This window comes from Pseudomonas sp. DCA-1 (genome assembly GCF_046523955.1).
Classification (GTDB): Bacteria; Pseudomonadota; Gammaproteobacteria; order Pseudomonadales; family Pseudomonadaceae; genus Aquipseudomonas; species Aquipseudomonas putida_Y.
Map to the genome: position 1 here is coordinate 4683750 of NZ_CP169881.1, position 23300 is coordinate 4707049.

At 59.7% G+C, this 23300-nt stretch carries 20 protein-coding genes and 1 tRNA gene; 17 read left to right on the forward strand and 4 right to left on the reverse strand.

Features of this window, described 5'->3' with window-relative positions:
- Nucleotides 1-133: 133 nt before the first annotated feature.
- From ACE4QZ_RS22105 to ACE4QZ_RS22150, 10 genes are all read left to right on the forward strand, one after another.
- Nucleotides 134-1615 carry a diguanylate cyclase gene (locus ACE4QZ_RS22105; protein WP_021785756.1) on the forward strand — a complete coding sequence of 494 codons (1482 nt, stop codon included), beginning with the start codon at nucleotides 134-136 and terminating at the stop codon, nucleotides 1613-1615.
- Nucleotides 1608-1820, forward strand: a complete 213-nt coding sequence (locus ACE4QZ_RS22110; RefSeq protein WP_021785757.1) for a cysteine-rich CWC family protein — start codon at nucleotides 1608-1610, stop codon at nucleotides 1818-1820. The genes ACE4QZ_RS22105 and ACE4QZ_RS22110 overlap by 8 nt, the downstream gene beginning before the upstream one ends.
- Before the next feature lie 8 nt (nucleotides 1821-1828).
- Nucleotides 1829-2521 carry a pseudouridine synthase gene (locus ACE4QZ_RS22115; protein ID WP_021785758.1) on the forward strand — a complete coding sequence of 231 codons (693 nt, stop codon included), beginning with the start codon at nucleotides 1829-1831 and terminating at the stop codon, nucleotides 2519-2521.
- A gap of 343 nt (nucleotides 2522-2864) precedes the next feature.
- Nucleotides 2865-3752, forward strand: coding sequence for a (R)-3-hydroxydecanoyl-ACP:CoA transacylase (gene phaG, locus ACE4QZ_RS22120; RefSeq protein ID WP_410480183.1), 888 nt, complete (start codon nucleotides 2865-2867; stop codon nucleotides 3750-3752).
- Between the two features lie 110 nt (nucleotides 3753-3862).
- Nucleotides 3863-3936: transfer RNA gene (locus ACE4QZ_RS22125), tRNA-Gly, on the forward strand.
- Between the two features lie 210 nt (nucleotides 3937-4146).
- The gene (locus ACE4QZ_RS22130) at nucleotides 4147-5853 is read left to right on the forward strand and encodes a SulP family inorganic anion transporter (RefSeq protein ID WP_103463008.1); all 1707 of its coding nucleotides are present in this window, start codon (nucleotides 4147-4149) and stop codon (nucleotides 5851-5853) included.
- Between the two features lie 213 nt (nucleotides 5854-6066).
- The gene (locus tag ACE4QZ_RS22135) at nucleotides 6067-7086 is read left to right on the forward strand and encodes a DUF4917 family protein (RefSeq protein WP_410480184.1); all 1020 of its coding nucleotides are present in this window, start codon (nucleotides 6067-6069) and stop codon (nucleotides 7084-7086) included.
- Between the two features lie 836 nt (nucleotides 7087-7922).
- Nucleotides 7923-9335 carry a saccharopine dehydrogenase C-terminal domain-containing protein gene (locus ACE4QZ_RS22140; protein ID WP_410480185.1) on the forward strand — a complete coding sequence of 471 codons (1413 nt, stop codon included), beginning with the start codon at nucleotides 7923-7925 and terminating at the stop codon, nucleotides 9333-9335.
- Nucleotides 9323-10054 (forward strand): hypothetical protein, encoded by a 732-nt coding sequence (locus tag ACE4QZ_RS22145; protein ID WP_021785764.1) that lies wholly within the window; start codon nucleotides 9323-9325, stop codon nucleotides 10052-10054. Before ACE4QZ_RS22140 ends, ACE4QZ_RS22145 begins: the two co-directional genes overlap by 13 nt.
- Nucleotides 10051-10962, forward strand: a complete 912-nt coding sequence (locus ACE4QZ_RS22150) for an EamA family transporter (protein ID WP_021785765.1) — start codon at nucleotides 10051-10053, stop codon at nucleotides 10960-10962. Before ACE4QZ_RS22145 ends, ACE4QZ_RS22150 begins: the two co-directional genes overlap by 4 nt.
- Nucleotides 10963-11018: 56 nt before the next feature.
- Here ACE4QZ_RS22150 and ACE4QZ_RS22155 read toward each other — a convergent pair whose 3' ends face one another.
- Together ACE4QZ_RS22155 and ACE4QZ_RS22160 are read right to left on the reverse strand one after the other, a co-directional pair.
- On the reverse strand, nucleotides 11019-12233 hold the full coding sequence (locus tag ACE4QZ_RS22155) for a class I SAM-dependent methyltransferase (RefSeq protein ID WP_392526234.1): 1215 nt from the start codon (nucleotides 12231-12233) through the stop codon (nucleotides 11019-11021).
- A gap of 88 nt (nucleotides 12234-12321) precedes the next feature.
- Nucleotides 12322-12939: a TPM domain-containing protein gene (locus tag ACE4QZ_RS22160; protein ID WP_021785767.1), complete on the reverse strand. Its 618-nt coding sequence runs from the start codon at nucleotides 12937-12939 to the stop codon at nucleotides 12322-12324.
- A 186-nt stretch (nucleotides 12940-13125) separates the two neighbouring features.
- Between ACE4QZ_RS22160 and bglX the strand changes: the two genes are divergently transcribed.
- The 6 genes from bglX (at nucleotide 13126) to ACE4QZ_RS22190 (ending at nucleotide 21558) form a co-directional block, all read left to right on the forward strand.
- Entirely contained in the window at nucleotides 13126-15417 is a 2292-nt protein-coding gene (bglX, locus tag ACE4QZ_RS22165; RefSeq protein WP_103469435.1) for a beta-glucosidase BglX, read from the forward strand.
- Between the two features lie 130 nt (nucleotides 15418-15547).
- Nucleotides 15548-17305, forward strand: a complete 1758-nt coding sequence (locus tag ACE4QZ_RS22170; RefSeq protein WP_021785769.1) for an ATP-binding protein — start codon at nucleotides 15548-15550, stop codon at nucleotides 17303-17305.
- Nucleotides 17299-18633 (forward strand): sigma-54-dependent transcriptional regulator, encoded by a 1335-nt coding sequence (locus ACE4QZ_RS22175; RefSeq protein WP_103469436.1) that lies wholly within the window; start codon nucleotides 17299-17301, stop codon nucleotides 18631-18633. The genes ACE4QZ_RS22170 and ACE4QZ_RS22175 overlap by 7 nt, the downstream gene beginning before the upstream one ends.
- 253 nt (nucleotides 18634-18886) lie before the next feature.
- Nucleotides 18887-20206 (forward strand): MFS transporter, encoded by a 1320-nt coding sequence (locus tag ACE4QZ_RS22180; protein ID WP_028697504.1) that lies wholly within the window; start codon nucleotides 18887-18889, stop codon nucleotides 20204-20206.
- 300 nt (nucleotides 20207-20506) lie between these two features.
- Entirely contained in the window at nucleotides 20507-20833 is a 327-nt protein-coding gene (locus ACE4QZ_RS22185) for a hypothetical protein (RefSeq protein ID WP_103469437.1), read from the forward strand.
- Between the two features lie 119 nt (nucleotides 20834-20952).
- Nucleotides 20953-21558, forward strand: a complete 606-nt coding sequence (locus tag ACE4QZ_RS22190; protein ID WP_392526236.1) for a flavin reductase family protein — start codon at nucleotides 20953-20955, stop codon at nucleotides 21556-21558.
- Here ACE4QZ_RS22190 and ACE4QZ_RS22195 read toward each other — a convergent pair whose 3' ends face one another.
- Together ACE4QZ_RS22195 and ACE4QZ_RS22200 are read right to left on the reverse strand one after the other, a co-directional pair.
- A complete protein-coding gene (locus tag ACE4QZ_RS22195; protein WP_014859143.1) occupies nucleotides 21559-21825 on the reverse strand; it encodes a hypothetical protein in 267 nt (88 codons plus the stop codon).
- Between the two features lie 16 nt (nucleotides 21826-21841).
- On the reverse strand, nucleotides 21842-22135 hold the full coding sequence (locus ACE4QZ_RS22200) for a putative quinol monooxygenase (RefSeq protein ID WP_021785773.1): 294 nt from the start codon (nucleotides 22133-22135) through the stop codon (nucleotides 21842-21844).
- A 202-nt stretch (nucleotides 22136-22337) separates the two neighbouring features.
- Here ACE4QZ_RS22200 and ACE4QZ_RS22205 point away from each other — a divergent pair, with 202 nt between their 5' ends.
- Complete coding sequence (locus ACE4QZ_RS22205) at nucleotides 22338-23258, forward strand: AraC family transcriptional regulator (protein ID WP_021785774.1); 921 nt, start codon at nucleotides 22338-22340, stop codon at nucleotides 23256-23258.
- The last annotated feature ends 42 nt before the right edge of the window (nucleotides 23259-23300 follow it).

Consider the following 23300-nt stretch of genomic DNA (forward strand, 5'->3'; position numbering starts at 1 on the left):
TAAGACAGTGGCGCGCAGGTGCAGTGCCATTCCTGCAATAACTTGATACAGGTGAAATAACCCTGAAAAACTTGCAGTCATTTGTCGGCCATCTCACTAGAATAAGCGGCTTGGCACACATCACGGGAAGATCATGCCCTTACGTTCCGCTCTGTTCTCGCAGCGCTCGCTGATCGTTACCCTGCTCGTGTTACTGGCCTGCGGCTTCCTGGCCACTTCGCTGCTCAGCTACTTCTCCTCGCGCAGCGCCATCCGCGACGGCATCATCAATACCGAATTGCCGCTGACCTCCGACACTGTCTACTCGGAAATCCAGAAAGACCTGATCCGCCCGGTGCTGATCGCCTCGATGATGGCCCAGGACACCTTCCTGCGCGACTGGGTGCTGTCCGGCGAGCAGGATACCGAACGCATGACCCGCTACCTGGGCGAGGTCACGGGCAAGCAGGACATCTTCACGTCCTTTTTCGTGTCCGATCGCACGCTGACCTACTACCAGGCCAAAGGTGTACTCAAGCATGTCGAACCAGGTACCTGGCGTGATGCCTGGTATTTCCGCCTGCGTGAACTCAAGGCCCCTTATGAGATCAACGTCGATCTGGACATGGCCAACCAGGACAGCCTGACCGTGTTCATCAACTACAAGGTGCACGACTACCAGCAACGCTTCATCGGCGCTGCAGGCGTAGGGCTGAGCGTATCGTCGGTGGTCAAGCTGATCGATCAGTACCAACGCCGCTACCAGCGTGCGGTGCTATTCACGGATGCCAAAGGCAAGGTGCTGCTGACCGGCTCCGAGGGCGGCCCGCATGGTTTGCAAGTCGGCCAGCGACTCAGCGACAACCCTGAGCTGAAGGACATGCTGGCCGAGCAGTTGGTGCCAGGTGAAGGCAGCCACGAGTACCATGACAGCGAAAACCACAGCCACTTTCTCAACGTGCGCCACCTGCCCGAACTGGACTGGTACCTGTTGGTGGACAAACGCGAAACCGGCATCCTCGACCGCATTCGCCACGCTTTGTACCTGAATCTGGCGATCTGTACGATGATCACCCTGGTGGTGCTGGCACTGGTGCATGCCATGGTCCGCCGCCACCAGGCCAGCACCGAAGCCTTGGCCACACTCGACAGCCTCACCGGCCTGCACAACCGGCGCAGCTTCGACCTGCTCGCCGCCCAGGCGCTGCGAGAAGCCCGGCGCGACAGCAGCCCACTGGTGGCCTTGCTGATCGACCTGGACCACTTCAAGGCGCTGAACGACACCCACGGCCACCTGGCAGGTGACGAAGTGCTACGCCAATTCGCCAATGTGCTGCAAGGCAGCCTGCGTCAGTCAGATATACTGTGCCGCTGGGGCGGCGAGGAATTCATCGTGCTACTGCGCGAAGCTGAAGGCCGCCAGGCCATCGAGGTGGCGGAAAAGATCCGCCGACGCACCGAGCAGCTGACCTTCAGTTACGACGACCAGCCGCTGCGGCTGACCACCAGCATCGGCCTGAGCAGCCTGCAACCGGGGGATACCCTGCACGCCCTGCTGACCCGCGCCGACCGCGCGCTTTATCGTGCCAAGCAGGCTGGCCGCAACCGCGTCTGCAGTGAAACCCGCCATGAATGACCAGCAACTCTGCCCCGCTTGCGGTGCCCTCAACCAGTGCAGCCTGGCCGACCCACGCCGCGCCACCCAGGCGTGTTGGTGCTACAGCGTGACCATCGACCCGGCCGTGCTCCAGGCCCTGCCCGACGAACTGCGCAACAAGGCCTGTCTGTGCCCGCGCTGCGCCGCCGTTGAAGAACAGCTCCGTCCATCCGCTGCCCACTGATCGTTACCATGCGCCTTGACCGTTTCCTCGCCAACCTGCCCAGCTACAACCGCCAGCAAGTTCGCCTGATGCTGGTGCAACGCCGCGTGCGGGTGGACGGCCAGATCGTCAGCGACCCGCTGACCGAAGTCCGTGAGTTCAGCCGCGTAGAGCTGGACGAGCAACTGCTGCAGGCCGGCCGCCCGGCCCGCTACCTGATGCTGTACAAGCCTACCGGCTGCGTAAGCGCCACCCACGATGCGCAACACCGTACCGTTCTCGACCTGCTGCCAACGGTGTTGCGCGATGACCTGCACATCGCCGGGCGCCTGGACTTCAACACCACCGGGCTGATGATCCTGACCAATGATGGCCAGTGGTCAAGGCGCCTGACCCAGCCTGCTACCAAGCTGCCCAAGCATTATCTGGTGGACACCGAGGACGAGATTGGCGAGCACTATGTGGCCAAGTTTCGCGAGGGTTTCTATTTCGCCTTCGAAAACCTGACCACCCAGCCTGCCCAGCTGGACATCCTCAGCCCCCGCCAGGCCCGGCTGTCGATCGTCGAGGGGCGTTATCACCAGGTCAAGCGCATGTTCGGGCATTTCAACAACAAGGTGGTGGGGCTGCATCGGGAAAGCATGGGGGCGATCCGGCTGGATCCGGGGTTGGCGCCGGGGGAGTACCGTGAACTGACGGCGCATGAGATAGCCACCGTCTAGGCCGCAACAGACAGCCCGGCTCGTCATACGACCGCTCAGCGACAAAAGTCACATTACTTACCGAACGGCACTTGCGCGATCCCCAACCCACTGCTTGAATCCAAATCGTCAGTCTGCATGTGACTACCAAGTCACACCCGCGGTCGATGACACTTTTTGCCGGCCACCCAAGGCCTAGATGTCTTGGGGCACGGCAAATTGCCCGCCAAAAACAATACCGTCGACGCAAGTGCCAAGGATCGACACAGGGCCCCGGTTTTATCTTCAGGCAAATGCCTACCTGTCATAAAGCACGTGCACCCTAGGTGACGCGAATACCCTTTTTGCGCCAGGAGTCGATGACATGAGGCCAGAAATCGCTGTACTTGATATCCAAGGTCAGTATCGGGTTTACACGGAGTTCTATCGCGCGGATGCGGCCGAAAACACGATCATCCTGATCAACGGCTCGCTGGCCACCACGGCCTCGTTCGCCCAGACGGTACGTAACCTGCACCCACAGTTCAACGTGGTTCTGTTCGACCAGCCGTATTCAGGCAAGTCCAAGCCGCACAACCGTCACGAACGGCTGATCAGCAAGGAGACCGAGGCGCATATCCTCCTTGAGCTGATCGAGCACTTCCAGGCAGACCACGTGATGTCTTTTTCGTGGGGTGGCGCAAGCACGCTGCTGGCGCTGGCGCACCAGCCGCGGTACGTGAAGAAGGCAGTGGTGAGTTCGTTCTCGCCAGTGATCAACGAGCCGATGCGCGACTATCTGGACCGTGGCTGCCAGTACCTGGCCGCCTGCGACCGTTATCAGGTCGGCAACCTGGTCAATGACACCATCGGCAAGCACTTGCCGTCGCTGTTCAAGCGCTTCAACTATCGCCATGTGAGCAGCCTGGACAGCCACGAGTACGCACAGATGCACTTCCACATCAACCAGGTGCTGGAGCACGACCTGGAACGTGCGCTGCAAGGCGCGCGCAATATCAACATTCCGGTACTGTTCATCAACGGCGAACGCGACGAATACACCACCGTCGAGGATGCGCGGCAGTTCAGCAAGCATGTGGGCAGAAGCCAGTTCAGCGTGATCCGCGACGCGGGCCACTTCCTGGACATGGAGAACAAAACCGCCTGCGAGAACACCCGCAGTGTCATGCTGGGGTTCCTCAAGCCAACCGTGCGTGAACCCCGCCAACGTTACCAACCTGTGCAACAGGGGCAGCATGCATTTGCCATCTGAGCGGCTCGGCGCCTTGTAGCAAATACCCGCAGGCCACAGGCGCCGACAAGCTTTTTTATAACTTGGGCTTCTAATTCGCTGAAGGTTCTGGTAAAAAGTCCAGCTCAGATGCGGGTATAGTTTAGTGGCAAAACGAAAGCTTCCCAAGCTTTAGTTGAGGGTTCGATTCCCTCTACCCGCTCCACATCGCATTCCCGCATGGCGTTCCAGCAACGTCATCGCAGTCAAAAGGAGCCTTGGCTCCTTTTTTCGTTTTTCCCCTTCCCGTGATCTGGCCCATGGCCATTTACCCGCCGATCCGCTTCAATGCGCATCGGGCCTCAGCGCGTGCAAGCGAAACGGCTTGTGGCGGATATGCTCAATGGATTCGTGAAACCATTCGAAAGGACAACGCATGTTTCTCTCCCGCTGGCTACCGGGCCTTGCCAATCTGCTGCACTACCGCCGTGAATGGTTCCACGCCGACCTGCAAGCTGGCCTGTCGGTAGCCGCGATCCAGATTCCCATTGCCATTGCCTATGCGCAGATCGTCGGGCTGCCGCCGCAATATGGCCTGTACGCCTGTGTACTACCGATGATCGTCTACGCGCTTATCGGTAGCTCGCGCCAGCTGATGGTCGGCCCCGATGCCGCCACCTGCGCGATGATCGCCGGTGCCGTGGCACCGCTGGCCATGGGCGACCCGCAGCGCATCGCTGAACTGTCGGTGATCGTCACCGTGCTGGTCGGCGTGATGCTGATTGCCGCCGGCCTGGCGCGAGCCGGGTTCATCGCCAGCTTTTTCTCGCGGCCGATCCTGATCGGCTACCTCAACGGTATCGGCCTGAGCCTGATCGCCGGGCAGCTGTCCAAGGTGGTGGGCTTCAAGATCGAGGGCGATGGTTTCATCCTCAGCCTGATCAACTTCTTCCAGCGCCTGGGGGAAATTCACTGGGTCACATTGATCATCGGTCTGGTCGCCCTGGGCCTGCTCATCTGGCTGCCACGGCGCTACCCGCGCCTGCCCGCAGCCCTCACGGTAGTGGCGCTGTTCATGCTGCTGGTTGGCCTGTTCGGCCTCGACCGCTTCGGCGTTGCCGTCCTTGGGCCGGTACCTGCAGGCATCCCGCAACTGGCCTGGCCACACAGCAACCTGGCGGAAATGAAGAGCCTGCTGCGCGACGCCCTGGGTATCGCTACCGTCAGCTTCTGTAGCGCCATGCTTACCGCACGCAGCTTTGCCGCCCGGCATGGCTATGCAATCAACGCCAACCACGAATTCGTCGCGCTGGGCGTGAGCAACCTGGCGGCTGGGGTTTCCCAGGGCTTTGCCATCAGCGGCGCCGACTCACGCACTGCAGTCAACGACATGGTCGGAGGCAAAAGCCAGTTGGTGGGCATCATCGCTGCACTGGTGATCGCCCTGATCCTGCTGTTTTTCACCGCGCCCATGGCGTGGATCCCGCAGGCTGCGCTGGGCGCCGTGTTGCTGATGGCTGGCTGGGGGCTGATCGACATCAAGTCGCTGGGGCACATCCGGCGTCTTAGCCGCTTCGAGTTCTGGCTGTGCCTGCTGACCACGGCGGGCGTACTGGGCCTGGGCGTGCTGCCCGGCATCGTGTTTGCCGTAACCCTGGCGATCCTGCGCCTGCTTTACAGCATCTACCAGCCCACCGATGCCGTACTGGGCTGGCTGCCGGGCACCGAAGGCCAGGTGGACATCCGCAAGTTCAAGGACGCCCGCACCGTGCCTGGCCTGGTGGTGTACCGCTTCGACGACGCCATCCTGTTCTTCAATGCCGACTACTTCAAGATGCGCCTGCTGGAAGCCGTGCAAAGCCAGGACCAGCCTAAAGCCGTGCTGTTCGATGCCGAAGCGGTCACCAGCATCGATGTCAGCGGCATCGCCGCCCTACGCGAAGTGCGTGACACCCTGGCGGCCCAAGGCATCTTCTTCGCCATCGCCCGCGCCCGCGGTACCTTCCTGCGCATGCTGGTGCGCTCGGGGATGGCGCGGGACATGGAAGACAAACTGCTATTCGGCTCGGTACGCGCGGGAATTCGCGCGTACCGCGTGTGGCGCAACCGAAACCGCAGTGTGCAAGTGACCGAACAGGGCTGAGCGGCTTTCGTCCTGTTCAACATGCTGCGCCTTGCTGGCCCTTTCGCGGGTAAACCCGCTCCTACAGGTACTGCACTGGACCTGTAGGAGCGGGTTTACCCGCGAAAGGGCCAGCACAGACAACACAAGACCATCGCCTTGACACCAACCCTCGCACACCTCGCACGACATGCTAAAGTCGCCCCCGTTCCCGCACCACCCAACGGACCCAGCATGCCCGCACTCGATGCCACCCTTACCCCCTGGCCAGAACTCGCCGCCCGCCACCCCTGCGACGCCCTGCTGCTGGGCAATGGCGCCAGCCGCGCAGTATGGAAGCCGTTCGGCTACTTCTCGCTGTTCGAGCAAGCGCAACGCGCAGGCCGCAAGAAAGGCCTGGCGGTCAGCGACCAGGCACTGTTCAAGTCCTTGGCCACGGAACTGTTCGAGCCGGTGCTCAGCGCCCTCAACACCACGGTGCGTACCAATGCCGCCCTGGCCATCAACTCCACCGCACCGCTGAACCGCTACTACTCGATCAAGGAAGCGTTGATCCACGCCGTGCGTACGGTGCATCTGCCCTGGCCACTGCTGCCGCCGGCCACCTTGGCAACCCTCAATCAGGCGCTGCGCGGCTATCGAAGCGTCTACACCAGCAACTACGACCTGCTGCTGCCATGGGCCGTGCAGCACGCCCCGAATGGCTTCGCCGAGCTGTTCGACGAACAAGGCTATTTCGACGTGCGACGCACCGGCAGCGAAGGTACCCGGGTGATGCACCTGCATGGCGGCCTGCACTTGCTCAAGCTGCCCGACGGCACCACCCGCCAGCGCAGCGCTGAAAGTGCCGAACTGCTCGATGGGTTTGCCGTGAACATCCCGGGTGAAGTACCGCTGTTCGTCAACGAAGACCGCAGCGACGAGAAACTGCGCGCCATCCGCAACTCGGACTATCTGAGCTGGTGCCTGGGGCAGCTGGCAGGGGAAAGCCAGGGGCTATGCCTGTTCGGGCAGCACCTGGACAGCAGTGACCGGCACCTGCTCGACGCTGTGCGCCAAGCACGTCCGCAACAGCTGTCCATTGCCATTCGGCCGCTGGGCGAGGCGTCGGTGATTAATCAGAAGCAGCATTTTGCAGATCGTTTCGGGGATTTGCCGGGGACGACGCTGCATTTCTTCGATGCCAGCACCCATCCGCTGGGGCAGGCAGCATTGGCTGTCGAAGTGCCGTCCAGCCTTGAACGAGGGGCTTGAGCAGAAGCTCAATAGGTTGAGTCACAAGCACCAAACACTCGCTCATACGCACTTGAGACATTTACAGCAACGCTCTGCGAGCCAGCTCCAAGGTGCCCTGAGCAAGCCAGTAGTTGCCTTAGGCTCTGTACGAAAAGCCTTTATACTTGTTCATCCTGCGTTGAAAACAGCCTTGGAATGCTCATGTACTCCAGTAGACTCCGCTTCCTCGGTTGTTTTCGCCTTGCCTGACCTGCGCCCCAAGACTTTCGTACAGAGCCTAAGAGACCAGATGTCGCTTCGATGAGACGAGCGCTGGTCACAACACTGCAAACGCCTTTCAGCGCGCTCTTGATCGCTTCTTTCGCAGAGGTAGATTCGCGGATAAATACTAGCGCCAATCGAATTGGCTGTCCTAAACCGACCAGCGCAAACTACACCCGCCTTCGGCCAGATGTTCCAATATCGCATCGGTGCCTACTTTTTCGCTCAACTGATACTTGAGCGTTAACCCATATTCCATCGCTACTTCTCCTTCCCAGCATTTGGCGCAACTATCACCGCTTTGCTGCCCAAGCCGTTATCGACCACACGCCTTAACTGGCGCGCAAAATTGCCAGGACGCAGAGGGATGCAATCAGAATACCAACTTCCAAGCTCCGAGCAAGACCAGAAATATCCTACAAGCCATTAGGATCGCTCCGTAGTACTTACTTTAAAATGCAACTGCACCTGCAAAAAACCTTGACCGCTCATACGCCTGATGATTCTATCAAGTGCGTCTTATATGTACCGCGCACCATCGCGCCGGGCCTTGACCTGATTCATCAACAGATAAAATAACAGGAAGTTACCCGATGAAATTTATAATTATAGGGTACGGAGCGACTGCAACCGCACTTCTCCCCATACTCTCTGATGAGTTTGGCGACCAGATATCTTCACTTACTGTCATTGACCCACTCCCAAAAGACGACAACAGTCACCCCACCGTTTCCCCCACAACTTTTGTTTGCACGCGCCTGACGATCGAAAACTACAAAGACATCCTGATAGACCTGGATGACAATACATTCTTGATAAATCTATCCGTCGACGTCTCAAGCCTAGACTTGGTCGCCTATTGCCAAGAGCGGGGAGCAAAATATTTAGACACCTGTATCGAGCCGTGGGCAGGATACTATACAAACACCACCATAGACCTCAAGTACAGGACCAACTACTATCTACGAGAAAGTATGCTCGCCCTTAAACGAGAGTGCAAAGGTGGCCCCACAGCCGTTATCGCACATGGGGCAAACCCTGGGTTGGCATCCCACTTTGTCAAACAAGCACTACTTCACCTTCGGCATGATCTGTACGGCGCGAACGACCACGTACCAACCACACGCCAAGAATGGGCGCAGCTAGCATGCGACCTGCACATCAAAACCATTCACATCGCTGAACATGACACTCAAATAGCTAAAACACCTAAAACAATCGGGGAGTTCATCAACACTTGGTCAGTCGACGGTTTTATCGCTGAAGGATGCCAGCCTTCGGAATTAGGCTGGGGGACTCATGAGCTAAAACTACCAATTGGAGCACATTTTCATGAGTCCGGCTGCAAGAGTTCAATATATTTGACTCAGCCGGGCGCATCGGTTCGAATAAAAACGTGGACACCTGCTGCCGGCCCTTGCTTGGGATTCTTGATCACTCACAACGAATCCATATCCCTGTCGGATTACTTGACAGTTCATGATGAGAACGGCGTCTCCTATAGGCCAACCGTCAATTACGCCTATCATCCTTGCAATGACGCCATTCTCTCACTTCATGAACTAATCGGAAATTCATGGCAGCCACAGCAGCGAAAACGTGTCATTAGTGGCAATGATATCCTTGAGGGCGCTGACTATCTCGGCGTTCTCTTGCTGGGGCATGAGAAGAATGCATATTGGTACGGCTCTGCCCTTAAAAACTGTGCAGCTCAAGCTTTGAACCCCCAAAGTTCTGCCACCACCTTACAAGTAGTTGCAGGTGTAATAGCTGGCATCAGATGGGCCTTAGAAAACCCAAGACATGGAATTGTGGAGGCGGAGGAAATCGATTTCCAGTTCATACTCGGCATTGCACAACCCTATTTGGGAGAGCTGGTCGGCGCATACACAAACTGGTCACCTGATTACAACGCAAAGGATAGCCTTTATCCCTCAACCTACCTCTCATGGCAGTTTGAGAAATTCCTTGAACACGTACAGGACGTACAAACATGGGCTATATAAAGACGGCAATCGGCCTGAAGTGCCATGACTGGTCATCAGTCGAACTATTGAAAGAACTTTCACCTGCCACCATTACCAAAAACAAGAAAGACATCAAGCGTCGCCAAGAAAATTTATGGCACGACATGAGTTCCGAGTTCGATTCGAAGCACTTTCTTCTCTATCTCCTGAAACGTAAAGACCTTAATCTAAGCGATGAATTCCTGGAGTTTACATGCCTTTGGCATCTCGACGAACAAAACCACTACAGAGGCCTGCGCAAGATAAACAGCGTTCTTTACGGACAAAGCGAAGAGCTCATCGAACGCCAGCTGAATGCCAGAGAGCCAGACTTTGGGGCCATTGAAAAATTTCTGACTGATGAATTCACCATTCTGCTCTCTATTGCATTCGATGAAATAACAAGCACAAGAGCCTACAAGCAAGACTTTGATTTTTTTGATAGCTTGGGACCTTCATGTCTGTCAACCTGGATACGTAACGCCGCTAGGGATGAAGCTGCACACTATGGAAACACAATAACAATCTTGAAGCTTCGCCACTCATCAAGATTAAAGGAGGCGCCAACTATACTGGACAACATTTTGGCACATGAAACCTCACAATCATTCACCTACAACAATACATTCCTTTTTGATCATAACACTGACGATTTTTCCCATGAACTATTACAACATAGCAAAAGCACGATCATCGGTGCCCTGGAGCGTCACCCATGACTTGGATATACTTATCTCTAATGGCACCATTACTATGGAGCCTATCCAACATACTAGACAAATTCGCCATTGAACATATAACATCAAATTATATACCCTTTATTTTCCTTCTCAGCATAGGTAATATATTTTTTGCCGCAGCCATACTTACTTTTCTTGATGTCTCTGAAATCGACCCCCTATTCGCCAGCCTTAATATACTTTCTGGGCTTGCTATATTCCTTCAGTATTTCGCATATAGCTACTCCCTGGAGGACATGGATGTTTCGGTAGTGATACCTATCCATCAGTCAGAGCCACTATTTGTTCTGGCGGCATCCATATTAATATTTCACGCTTTCCCCACGCACGAGCAGTTTTTAGGATTTTTCTTGATCACCGGGGGTATTTTATCGCTCTGCCTGTCAAAAAAAACAATTCTTGGGCTAGGAGAAAGAAGGCATGTTGCGATGGTATTTGTATCCGCATTTTTTGGCGCTATATCAACCATCATTTCCGACGAAATACTAAAAAGCAAAAACCTTGAGTTCGTTCTGCTTTTCAACTTTTCAGGGTATGCATTCGGTGGGCTTCTACTGCTGCTTAACCCTGCCTGGAGAAGGCTAATAATTCAGGACCTGAAAGTTCTTAACGCCAGGCAATTTAGCATTTTCGCCGCCACCAATCTATTCGATGTAGGAGGCTACGTATTTTTCATGGCCGCATTGGCAGTAGGCGGCGGCGCGGCCTTGGTCTCAGTCGTTGTTAGTATTCACCCTGTGTTTGTACTTATTTTTGGAATCATCGCCACCCGGTTCTTTCCGAACTTCATTAGCGAAGATATCGCACCCTCTGGCATCCTGAGGAAGTCCATCTCAATCCTGATCATCATATCAGGCATATCGATAGCGGCATTTAATGACATGTAAAAAGCATGAAACTGCAAGAGCCTGGGGGCGCGCCAACATTCACGCAAAGATGACCATCAAAGCAATCCATCCGCGCGCAACAATGTTTCCAGGCAATGCTCCTGCACCCCATAGAACGCCTTGAGCTGGGCAATTTTCTCCAGCAACGCCCCGTTATCCCCCGCCTGGCGCCGCTTCACCGCAAGAATCATCTTGTTCTTGTTGGTGTGCTCCAGCGAGATGAACTCGAACACCTTGGTTTCATAGCCACAGGCTTCCAGATACAGCGCGCGCAGGCTGTCGGTGAGCATTTCGGCCTGCTGGCCCAGGTGCAGGCCGTACTGCAGCATGGGTTGCAGCAACCCCGGGCTGTGCAGTTGCGGGCGGATCTGTTTGTGGCAGCACGGCGAGCACATGATGATTGCGGCGTTGCAGCGGATGCCGGTGTGGATGGCGTAGTCGGTGGCGATGTCACAGGCATGCAAGGCGATCATCACCTCGATGGCCTCAGGCACCACGCTGCGTACATCACCACACTGGAACTCCAGGCCCGGGTGGTCCAGGCGTGCGGCTGCGGTGTTGCACAGGTCGACCATGTCCTGGCGCAGTTCCACGCCAGTCACCTGTGCGTCGCGGCCCAGGCTGTTGCGCAGGTAATCGTGCATGGCAAAGGTCAGGTAGCCCTTGCCCGAACCGAAGTCGGCCACCCGCAGCGCCTGTTCCGCCGACACCGGTGCATTGGCGAGGGCGTGACCGAAGACCTCGATGAATTTGTTGATCTGCTTCCACTTGCGCGACATGGACGGGATCAGTGCGCCTTGTGCGTCGGTCACACCGAGGTCGCGCAGAAATGGCCGCGACAGTTCCAGATAACGCTTCTTCTCGCGGTCATGCCCGCTGCCCGCGTCGGCCACACGCGGCGCCTGGGCACCGTGGCGCTGGAGCATCGGTTTGCCCTTCTTGCTGAAGGTCAGCTGCACTTCGCCGTCAGCATCGAACAGGTGAGCATTGCGGAAGCTGTCCGGCAGCAACTCGGCAACCAGCACCTGGGCCTGGTCCAGCGGCAGGTTGCGGGTGATGTCGCGGGTCTGGTGGCGGTAGACCAGCGACAGGCACGGCTGGCCCTTGACCTGCAGCGGCTTGGCAATGATCCGTTGCAAGGTCTGGTCGGCACCGACATGGCGCGCCAGCACCAGCTTGACCAGGGTTTCGCCGTGCAGGGCGGCGTTCAGCAGGTCGAGAAACTGAGCGCGCGCATCCGGCGCGCAAGAGGCAGAAGTACTGGCGGACATGAAAAAGGGAGCCTTGGGTAGCGGAACGCCTATTCTAACGTGCCCCAAGCACCCTGTGGGAGCGCTCTCCAGAAACGCTGGTGCTCCTTCAGTCGAGAATCACCAAACGGTTGGGCAATTCGTTGCGGGCATGGGTTGGCGGCACGTGCTGGCTAAGCAGCTCGCCACACGCCTCGATGCACTCGACAAAGCCCTGGAACGTTCGCCCCTGGCGCACCTGCTCGGCAAAGCGGGCACCGATGGCCGCGCGGGCTTCGGCATCCAGGCAGTGTTCAATACCCCGATCGACCAGTATTTCCACATGCCGCTCCGCCTCGCTGACAAAAATCAGCACGCCCGTAGCGCCTGCTGTGCGCTGCAGGTTCTGCTCGCGAAACTGCTGGCGGGCCAGGCGCGAGGCGCGCCAGCGGCGCAAGGCACGGGGGATCAACCAATCGGCCAGGCGCGGGTTGCGCAGAAGCAGGCACAGGCCGACGAACAACAGCACGTTGCCCATCAGCACACCGCGCACGCTGGGCCAAGCCAGCAGCCAGTGCAACAGACCGGGTACGGCCAGCGCCAGCACGGCGGCCCAGAGCAACGGCCAATAGGCATAATCGTCTGCTCGGCGGGCCAGCACCGTCACCAGTTCGGCATCGGTACGCCGTTCGGCACGGGCAATGGCTTCGGCAATCTGCCGCTGATGGTATTCGTCGAAGGGGGTCATGCCGTCGGTCTCTTGAGCGTTCTTATAGTTGTTATCCCGGCATTCGGGGCTTCATCCGCAGGCGACATATTCAGGCATAATCCGCCGCTGGAAGAATTGCCCGCAAATCGTACAACAATAGCCGCCTGAAAACTTCGGTCGCGCACCTATCACCGTGGATACGGCAGCGGCCCCATAACGGAATTGATGATGAAACTGTCTTTGCTGGGCCTGGCCATGGGCCTTGCCAGTCAGGCGGCCCTCGCCGCCCCCTCCGCCCCGCCCCTGCAGGACAAGCAGGCATTCATCGAGCATCTGATCAGCCAGATGACCGAAGCCGAAAAAATCGGCCAGTTGCGCCTGATCAGCATCGGCCCGGAAATGCCCCGCGACAAGATCCGCGAGGAGATCGCCGCCGGCCGCATCGGCGGCACCTTCAACTCACGCACTGCCCCCGAAAACCGGCCAATGCAGGACGCGGCCATGCGCAGCCGCCTGAAGATCCCGATGTTCTTCGCCTACGATACCGTCCACGGCGAGCGCACCATCTTCCCGATCGGCCTGGGCATGGCCGCTACCTGGGACATGGAGGCCGTCGCCAAGGTCGGCCGCACCGCCGCGATCGAAGCCTCGGCCGACGCCCTGGACATGACGTTCGCGCCAATGGTGGATATCGCCCGTGACCCGCGCTGGGGCCGCACCAGTGAAGGTTTCGGCGAAGACACCTACCTGACCTCGAAAATCGGCCAGGTAATGGTGCGCTCGTTCCAGGGCAGCAGCCCGGCCAACCCCGACAGCATCATGGCCATCGTCAAGCATTTCGCCTTGTATGGCGCCGTGGAAGGCGGGCGCGACTACAACACGGTCGATATGAGCCTGCCGAAAATGTACAACGACTACCTGCCACCCTATCGCGCCGCGCTCGATGCAGGTGCCGGTGGCGTGATGGTCGCGCTGAACTCGATCAACGGCGTACCGGCCACCTCCAACACCTGGCTGATGAACGACCTGCTGCGCAAGGAGTGGGGCTTCAAGGGCGTGACCATCAGCGACCACGGTGCCATCCAGGAACTGATTCGCCACGGCGTCGCCCGTGATGGCCGTGAAGCCGCCAAGCTGGCGATCAAGGCCGGCATCGACATGAGCATGAACGATACCCTGTACGGCGAAGAGCTACCGGGCCTGCTGAAGTCCGGCGAGGTGACCCAGCGCGAACTGGACCAGGCGGTGCGTGAGGTGCTTGGCGCCAAGTACGACATGGGCCTGTTCAAAGACCCGTACGTGCGCATCGGCAAGGCCGAAACCGACCTGAAGGACTACTACGGCAACGACCGCCTGCACCGCGAAGCTGCGCGTGACGTGGCACGCCGCAGCCTGGTGCTGCTGGAAAACCGCAACCAGACCCTGCCGCTGAAAAAGGCCGGCACCATTGCCTTGGTCGGCCCGCTGGCCGATGCCCCGATCGACATGATGGGCAGCTGGGCCGCCGACGGTAAACCCGTCCACTCGGTGACCGTGCGCGAAGGCTTGCGCCGCGCCGTGGAGGGCAAGGCCAAGCTGGTCTACGCCAAAGGCTCCAACGTCACGGGCGACAAGGCGATCTTCGATTACCTGAACTTCCTCAACTTCGATGCCCCGGAAATCGTCGACGACCCACGCCCGCCTGCCGTGCTGATCGATGAAGCAGTCAAGGCGGCGAAGCAATCCGACGTCGTGGTCGCAGTGGTCGGCGAGTCCCGTGGCATGTCCCACGAGTCGTCGAGCCGCACCACCCTGGAGATCCCTGCCAGCCAGCGCGAGCTGATCAAGGCGCTCAAGGCCACCGGCAAACCGCTGGTGCTGGTGTTGATGAACGGCCGGCCGCTGTCGATCAGCTGGGAGCGCGAGCAGGCCGACGCCATCCTCGAAACCTGGTTCGCCGGCACCGAAGGCGGCAATGCCATCGCCGACGTGCTGTTTGGCGACTACAACCCCTCCGGCAAGCTGGCCATTACCTTCCCACGGTCGGTGGGGCAGATCCCGATGTACTACAACCACACCCGCATCGGCCGGCCGTTCACGCCGGGTAAGCCGGGCAACTACACCTCGCAATACTTCGAAGAACCCAACGGGCCGCTTTACCCGTTCGGCTATGGCTTGAGCTACAGCAGCTTCGAGCTGTCAGGCCTGAACCTGTCGAGCAAGGATCTCAAGCGCGGCGATACGCTGGAAGCCAAGGTAACGGTCAAGAACACCGGCAAGGTTGCAGGCGAGACGGTGGTGCAGTTGTACCTGCAGGATGTGTCGGCGTCGATGAGCCGCCCGGTGAAAGAGCTGAAAAACTTCCAGAAGCTGATGCTTGAACCGGGCGAAACCCGCACGTTGACCTTCCGCATCAGCGAGGACGACCTGAAGTTCTACAATGGCCAGTTGCAGCGGGTTGCCGAACCTGGGGAGTTCAATGTCCAGGTAGGGCTGGATTCCCAGGCGGTGCAGCAGCAGAGCTTCGAATTGCTTTGACTGAAAAAGGCCGCCTGTTCCGGCCTTTTCGCGGGTAAACCCGCTCCTACAGGTGCTGCAGAGTACCTGTAGGAGCGGGTTTACCCGCGAAGAGGCCGGCCCCGATATCCCACCACCGGATCCGCCCCCAATGCCCTTTTCCTTTCGCGCCCTGCGTCTGGGGCTGATCACCCTGCTGATCGTGCTGGGTACCGCACTCAGCGCCGGCTGGGCCATGCACCAGGCCAAGCGCCAGGCCATGGAAGACGACGCCAAGCGTGCCAGCCAGCAACTGGGCCTGTACGCCAACGCACTGCACACCCTGATCGACCGCTACCGTGCCCTCCCCGCCGTGCTGGCGCTCGACCCGGAACTGATCGCAGCCTTGCGCGGCCCGGTCGACGAAGGCGTTCAGAACGCCCTGAACCACAAGCTCGAACGTATCAATGGCGCCGCCAATTCCTCCACCCTCGAACTGCTCGACCGCACCGGCCTGGCCATTGCCGCCAGCAATTGGCGGCTGCCCAGCAGCTACGTCGGCTCCAACTACGGTTTCCGTCCCTACTTCAAGCAAACCCGCAGCCAGGGCAGTGGCCGCTTCTATGCCGTGGGCGTGACCAGTGGCGTGCCGGGCTACTTCCTCGCCAGCGCGGTGAACGACGAGCACGGCCGATTCCTTGGTGCCATGGTGGTGAAGCTGGAATTCCCCGAGCTGGAACGCGAATGGCGACAGGGCAACGATATCCTGCTGGTCAGCGACGCCCGCGGCATTACGTTCATCGCAAACCAGGATGGCTGGCGCTACCGCGAGCTTCAGCCGCTCAGTGGCGCCGACCGAGCCGAGCTGGCCGAAACCCGTCAGTACGACAAGCAACCGCTGGTGCCGCTACAGCATCAGGTACTGACGCGGTTTGCCCCCTACAGCACCCTTAGCCGCGTGCAAGGCCCCGAGGGTAGCACCGAGTACTTGTGGGAAAGCCTGCCGCTGGAAGGCGAAAACTGGACCTTGCACCTGCTGCGCAAACCGCAGGTCGCTGCAGACGGCCGTAATGCAGCCCTTGGCGCCGCCGCCGTCTGGCTGAGCCTGGTGTTCGCCGCCCTTTTCGTCAGTCAACGCCTGCGCCTGGCACGCCTGCGCCAGCGCAGCCGGCAAGAACTCAAACGCCAGGTCGAGGAGCGCACCCGCGAGCTGCGCACTGCCCAGGAAGGCCTGGTGCAATCAGCCAAACTGGCCGCACTCGGGCAAATGTCAGCGGCCATGGCCCATGAAATCAACCAGCCGCTGACCACCCAACGTATGCAACTGGAAACCCTGCGCCTGCTGCTTGACCATGGTCGCCATGACGAAGCGCGGCAAGCGCTGGAGCCGCTGGAACAGATGCTCACGCGCATGGCAGCACTTACCAGCCACCTGAAAACCTTTGCCCGCAACAGTCCGATGGGCCTGCGCGAACGCCTCGACCTGGCAACCGTGGTCGACCAGGCCTTGCACCTGCTGGAAGCGCGCATTCGCAGCGAGGAAGTGGAGGTGGCTCTGTACCTGGCACGCCCGGCCTGGGTACGCGGCGATGCCATCCGCCTGGAGCAGGTGCTGATAAACCTCCTGCACAACGCACTCGACGCCATGATCGACAAGCGTTACAAACGCCTGGAGATCCGCATCGAACCCGACGGGGAGCTATGGCGCCTGAGTGTGCTCGACTCGGGTGGCGGCATTGCCGAAGCCGACCTGGCCAAGGTCTTCGACCCGTTCTTCACCACCAAACCGGTGGGGGAAGGGCTAGGGCTGGGCCTGGCCATCTCTTACGGCATAGTCCATGAGGCCGGCGGCCAGTTGCGGGCCGAAAACCTGCCTGGCGGCGCGCGCCTGAGCCTTACCCTGCCCCGTGACCTGGAGCCTGTATGTTGAATTCGGTGATCGTCGTCGATGATGAAGCCAGTATCCGCACTGCTGTAGAGCAATGGCTGAGCCTGTCCGGCTTCAGCGTGCAGTTGTTCGCTCGCGCCGAAGAGTGCCTGGCGCACCTGCCGCAGCACTTCCCTGGGGTGATCATCAGCGATGTACGCATGCCGGGTATGGATGGCCTGCAATTGCTCGAACGCCTGCAAGCGAACGACCCCGACCTGCCCGTGATTTTGCTGACCGGTCACGGTGATGTACCGATGGCGGTAGAAGCCATGCGCAGCGGGGCCTATGACTTCCTGGAAAAACCCTTCACGCCGCAAGACTTGCTGGGCAGCCTGCGTCGCGCCCTGGAAAAGCGCCAGCTGGTGCTGGAGAACCGCCGGCTCCACGAGCAGGCCGACCTCAAGTCACGCTTGGAAGTCACGCTGCTGGGCATGTCCCAGGGCCTGCAACAGCTGCGCCGGCAAGTCCTGGACCTGGCCAGCCTGCCGGTAAACGTGCTGATCCGCGGTGAAACCGGCAGTGGCAAGGAGCGGGTGGCCCGCTGTCTGCACGACTTTGGCCCCCGTGCCGCCAAGCCCTTTGTAGCCCTTAACTGCGCGGCCATCCCCGAGTCGTTGTTCGAGGCCGAACTGTTCGGCCATGAGAGCGGCGCCTTCACGGGCGCCCAGGGTAAACGGATCGGCAAGCTGGAGTATGCCAACGGTGGCACCGTGTTCCTCGACGAAATCGAGAGCATGCCACTGGCCCAACAGGCCAAGCTGTTGCGGGTGATTCAGGAGCAGAAGTTGGAGCGCCTGGGGGCCAACCAGAGCATCAGCGTCGACCTGCGCATCATTGCTGCGACCAAGCCCGACCTGCTCGAGGAGGCGCGTGCCGGGCGCTTCCGAGAAGACCTGGCCTACCGCCTGAACGTCGCCGAATTGCGCCTGGCACCGCTGCGCGAGCGGCGAGAGGACATTCCGCTGCTGTTCGAACACTTTGCCCGCGCTGCCGGTGAAAAGCTTGGTCGCGCGGCCCCTCCGCTATCGGGTGCACAGCTGGCGCAGCTGCTGTCACATGACTGGCCTGGCAACGTGCGTGAGCTGGCCAATGCGGCGGAGCGGCATGCGCTGGGGCTGGGTTCGCCAAACATCGAGGTGGCACCTGCCGGGCAGTCGCTGGGCGAGCAGATGGAAGCATTCGAGGCGCAATGCCTGCGTGCGGCCTTGCGTCAGCATGGGGGCGAGATCAAGTCGGTGATGGAGGCTTTGCAACTACCGCGGCGCACGCTTAACGAGAAGATGCAACGGCATGGGCTGGTGCGCGAGGATTTTATTGGGCAGGCATAAGCGGAAATCCGCTCATGACCAGGACCGGGTAGGCGAAAAACCGCTCATCTCGTCGAGATTTCAGACTGCTTTGCAGCCCTTCGCGGTCAGGCCCGCACCTGCAAAGGGCGGCGCAACCCCCACTACTGTGCCGGCTTGGGATATTTGACGCCCTCAAATGAATCAGCCTGCACCCGTTTGGCACACCTTCTGCAATTGCCTTGGCAAGCTGCGCCACGGCGCGCTCCACAAAAACAACGAGAAGGTATCCCTGATGGATAACGCCACCTCCCTGCCCGCCGGGGCGGCCACCGCGCCTGCCGCAGAAAAAACCACCGCCAGCCGCTTGAAGTCGATTTTCAGCGGGTCCATCGGCAACATGGTCGAATGGTACGACTGGTACGTCTACGCCGCATTCTCGCTGTACTTCGCCAAGGCTTTCTTCCCGGCCGGCGACTCCACCGCACAACTGCTCAATACCGCCGCGATCTTCGCCGTGGGCTTCCTCATGCGCCCGATCGGTGGCTGGCTGATGGGCCTGTACGCCGACCGCAAGGGCCGCAAGGCCGCGCTGATGGCGTCGGTACTGCTCATGTGCGCGGGCTCGCTGGTCATCGCCCTGACCCCCGGTTATGAAACCATCGGCGTCGCCGCGCCAGTCCTGCTGGTCATCGCACGCCTGCTGCAAGGCCTGTCGGTGGGTGGTGAATACGGCACCTCGGCCACCTACCTCAGCGAAATGGCCAGCAAGGAGCGCCGTGGTTTCTTCTCCAGCTTCCAGTACGTGACCCTGATCTCCGGCCAGCTCATCGCCCTGGCGGTGCTGATCGTCCTGCAACAGACCCTGACCACCGAGCAATTGTACGCCTGGGGCTGGCGCGTGCCGTTCGTGATCGGTGCGCTGTGCGCCGTGGTGGCCCTGTACCTGCGTCGCGGCATGGAAGAAACCGCCTCGTTCACCAAGAAGGAAAAGGCCAAGGAAAGCCTGATGCGCACGCTGCTGCGTCACCCCAAGGAGCTGATGACCGTCGTCGGTCTGACCATGGGCGGTACCCTGGCCTTCTACACCTACACCACCTACATGCAGAAGTACCTGGTCAACTCCGTAGGTATGAGCATCAGTGACTCGACCACCATCTCGGCCGCCACGCTGTTCCTGTTCATGTGCCTGCAGCCGGTGATCGGTGGTCTGTCCGACAAGATCGGCCGCCGTCCGATCCTGATCGCCTTCGGTGTGCTCGGCACCCTGTTCACCGTCCCAATCCTCAGCACCCTGCACACCATCCAGAGCTGGTGGGGGGCGTTCTTCCTGATCATGGCAGCGCTGATCATCGTAAGCGGCTATACCTCGATCAACGCCGTGGTCAAAGCCGAGCTGTTCCCTACCGAGATTCGCGCCCTGGGCGTGGGCCTGCCGTATGCCCTGACCGTGTCGATCTTCGGTGGCACCGCCGAATACGTGGCCCTGTGGTTCAAGAGCGCTGGGATGGAGAGCGGCTTTTACTGGTACGTCACCGCCTGTATCGCCTGCTCGCTGCTGGTTTACGCGACCATGAAGGACACCAAGCAGCACTCGCGGATTACCACTGAGTAACGCTGGCCTGGCAATACTGAAAGGGGCGCTCCATTGCATGGAGCGCCCCTTTTCTATTCAGACCTTTCCTTCTTAACGCCCTATTAATTCCACCTTATCAAGCTGCAATGGCTGGCAGAACGTTGGCGCCCGCGCGAACGCTCCCAAGCCAGGCTTGAGGCCTGAAGCACGACATACTCGGCTAAAAACATCGAACAAATAGATTATTAAGCGCTGTTTTTTGCGCTTTTTAATCAAATTATTCGGCGTAGGATTAAACCCATAGAAACAAACAACTCACAAACCCCTGGAGCAACGACCATGAAAAATAAACTGATCCTGACCCTGGCCCTCTCGGTTTTCGCAGCTGGCGCCTTCGCCGAAGATGGCTTCGACCGGACCGACGCTCACACCTTTGCCGCGGCTCAAACCCAGCCCGCCAGCTACGCTGAAGACGGCTTCGATCGCACCAACGGCCAACGCTTCGCCGAAGACGGCTTCGATCGCACCAACGGCCAGCGCTTCGCCGAAGACGGCTTCGATCGCACCAACGGCCAACGCTTCGCCGAAGACGGTTTCGACCGCACCGGCGGCCAGCACTTTGCCGAAGATGGCTTCAACCGCACCAACGCGCACCGCATCAGCTGATACCTGATTGCGAGCACCCAGCCCGGCTTCGGCCGGGCTTGATCATTTGCAGGCGAGCTCAGGCTTGGCACACTAGGCACCTTGTCCACCAGGAGGTAGGGCCAACAAGCCCAGCACAGATGTATTACTACGAACCCGCCAAAGGCCACGGCCTGCCGCACGACCCGTTCAATGCCATCGTCGGTCCCCGCCCTATCGGCTGGATCTCCTCTCAGAACCGCGAAGGCCGCCTGAACCTGGCGCCTTACAGCTTCTTCAATGCGTTCAACTACATCCCGCCGATCATCGGTTTCTGCAGCGTCGGGCGCAAAGACAGCCTGAACAACATCGAGCAGACCGGTGAGTTCGTCTGGAACCTGGCCACCCGCCCTCTGGCCGAGCAAATGAACCTGAGCTGCGCACCGGTTGCTGCCGAAGTAAACGAATTCGAATTGAGCGGCCTCACTGCCGCACCCTCGAGCATCGTCAAGGTGCCGCGCGTGGGTGAAACGCCGGTAGCCTTCGAGTGCAAGGTCAGCCAGATCGTCCAGCTCAAGCGGGCCGACCAGGAACAGGTGCCCAGCTGGCTGATCCTTGGGGAAGTGGTGGCGGTGCACATTGCCGAGCACCTGCTGAACAACGGCATCTACGATACCGCTGCCGCCGAGCCTATCCTGCGGGGGGGTGGCCCGGCGGACTATTTCGAGCTGGGCAACCTGTTCAAGATGGCCCGGCCGCCGGCCTGATCACCAGACCAGCTCACCCTCTTCGCTGACGCCCTGCAGGCGTTGCAGCTCAGCGGTGGCCGCTTCGTCGGCGGCCACGGCGCCCTTGAACACCTGCCCGTCGAGAACCTTGTGAAAGCGCGGCGCGCCGCCCATGCCCAAGGCTTTGACCGCGATGGCGGCGTTGTAGCCGCCACCTTCCACCGGCACCATCGCCGATACCGCTTCGAAATGAGTGAATTCCCTACGTGCCATATTGCTGTCCGCGTGATTGAACAAAGGCGTCACTTTACCTCATCAACACTCAATCGAAGGTATGCAAGTCCAGGCTGCTGACCACCTGGGCCTGCACCAGCTCACCAAACACCTCCAGTGTCGGCGAAGCAAAGTAACCACTCATCGCCTGCTGGTCCTGCCAGCTTCCGCTGAGCAACCACAGGTCAGCATCAGCCTGCGAACGCTGCACGGTAAAACTCAGGCAACCCGGTGTACGCAGCGAAGGCTCAAGCATGTCACGCAGGCGCGCGCCCAGCTCTGCCGAGCGCCCGCTGCTGGCACGGATGAAAGCAAGGTGGGTGACCGGTTGTTTAAGGGTCATTGCACAATCTCCTTGAAGCAGGCGGACGGAAAAGCCAGGCTGCCAAGGTTAGGCGCTCACCCGCGCGGCGCGTTAGGCCATTACTGCACGCCGATTGCCTGATCCTGCAGCGCGGCAGGATCAGGCAATCGGCGTGCAGCTTTCGACTAGCGCCCGTCTTTGCCCAAACCTATGCTGCGTCGGTCAGCAGAGGAAAGCCATCATGACCACCGCCACGTCCACCGAACCGACCCTGGAACTGCAGCGCCTGGAGCTGGCCGAGCTGATCAACCGCCACGCGGGCGAGCCCTATGGCCCAGCATCGGCCATCGATGACCTCTACCTGGTGCGTCACACCGAAAATGTGCGCTCTGTACCCACCCTGGCGCAGCCTGCCCTGTGCATCCTTGCCCAGGGCAGCAAAAGCCTGTTCCTGGGTGACGAGCAGTACGCCTACGACCCACTGCATTACATGGTCGTTTCGGTAACCTTGCCACTCAGTGCCGTGAGGCTGGATGCCAGCCCCGAGAACCCAAGCCTGGGCCTGCGCATGGACCTGGACCCGGCCGAGATCAGCCAGCTGATCGCCGAGAGCGGGCCGATGCTGGTACCCAATCGACCTTCCGGCCGTGGTTTGTATGTGGAAAGGACAGATGCCGCATTACTCGATGCCCTGCTGCGGCTACTGCGCCTGCTGGACACCCCCCGCGACATCGCAATGCTGGCGCCGCTGTTCCGCCGCGAGATTCTCTACCGCCTGCTGCGTGGTCCGCAGGGTTACCGGCTGTATGAAATTGCCTTGGCCAACAGCCAGACCCACCGGGTGTGCCAGGCCATCACCTGGCTCAACAACAACTACCAACAGCCGCTGCGGATCGAGGACCTGGCCCGTGAAGTCAACCTCAGTACCTCGACCTTGCACCACCGCTTCAAGGCCGTGACCTCGATGAGCCCGCTTCAGTACCAGAAGCAACTGCGCCTGCAAGAGGCGCGGCGGCTGATGTTGAACGACGGGCTGGAGGCGGCGGTGGCGGCTTATCGGGTGGGTTATGAAAGCCCGTCGCAATTCAGCCGTGAATACAGCCGGCTTTACGGCGCGCCGCCAATTCGCGATGTGGCTCGGTTGCGGGCTACTGCGGTCTGAAGCTCGACATTCGCCTGCAGCGGCGCTTTCGCGGGTAAACCC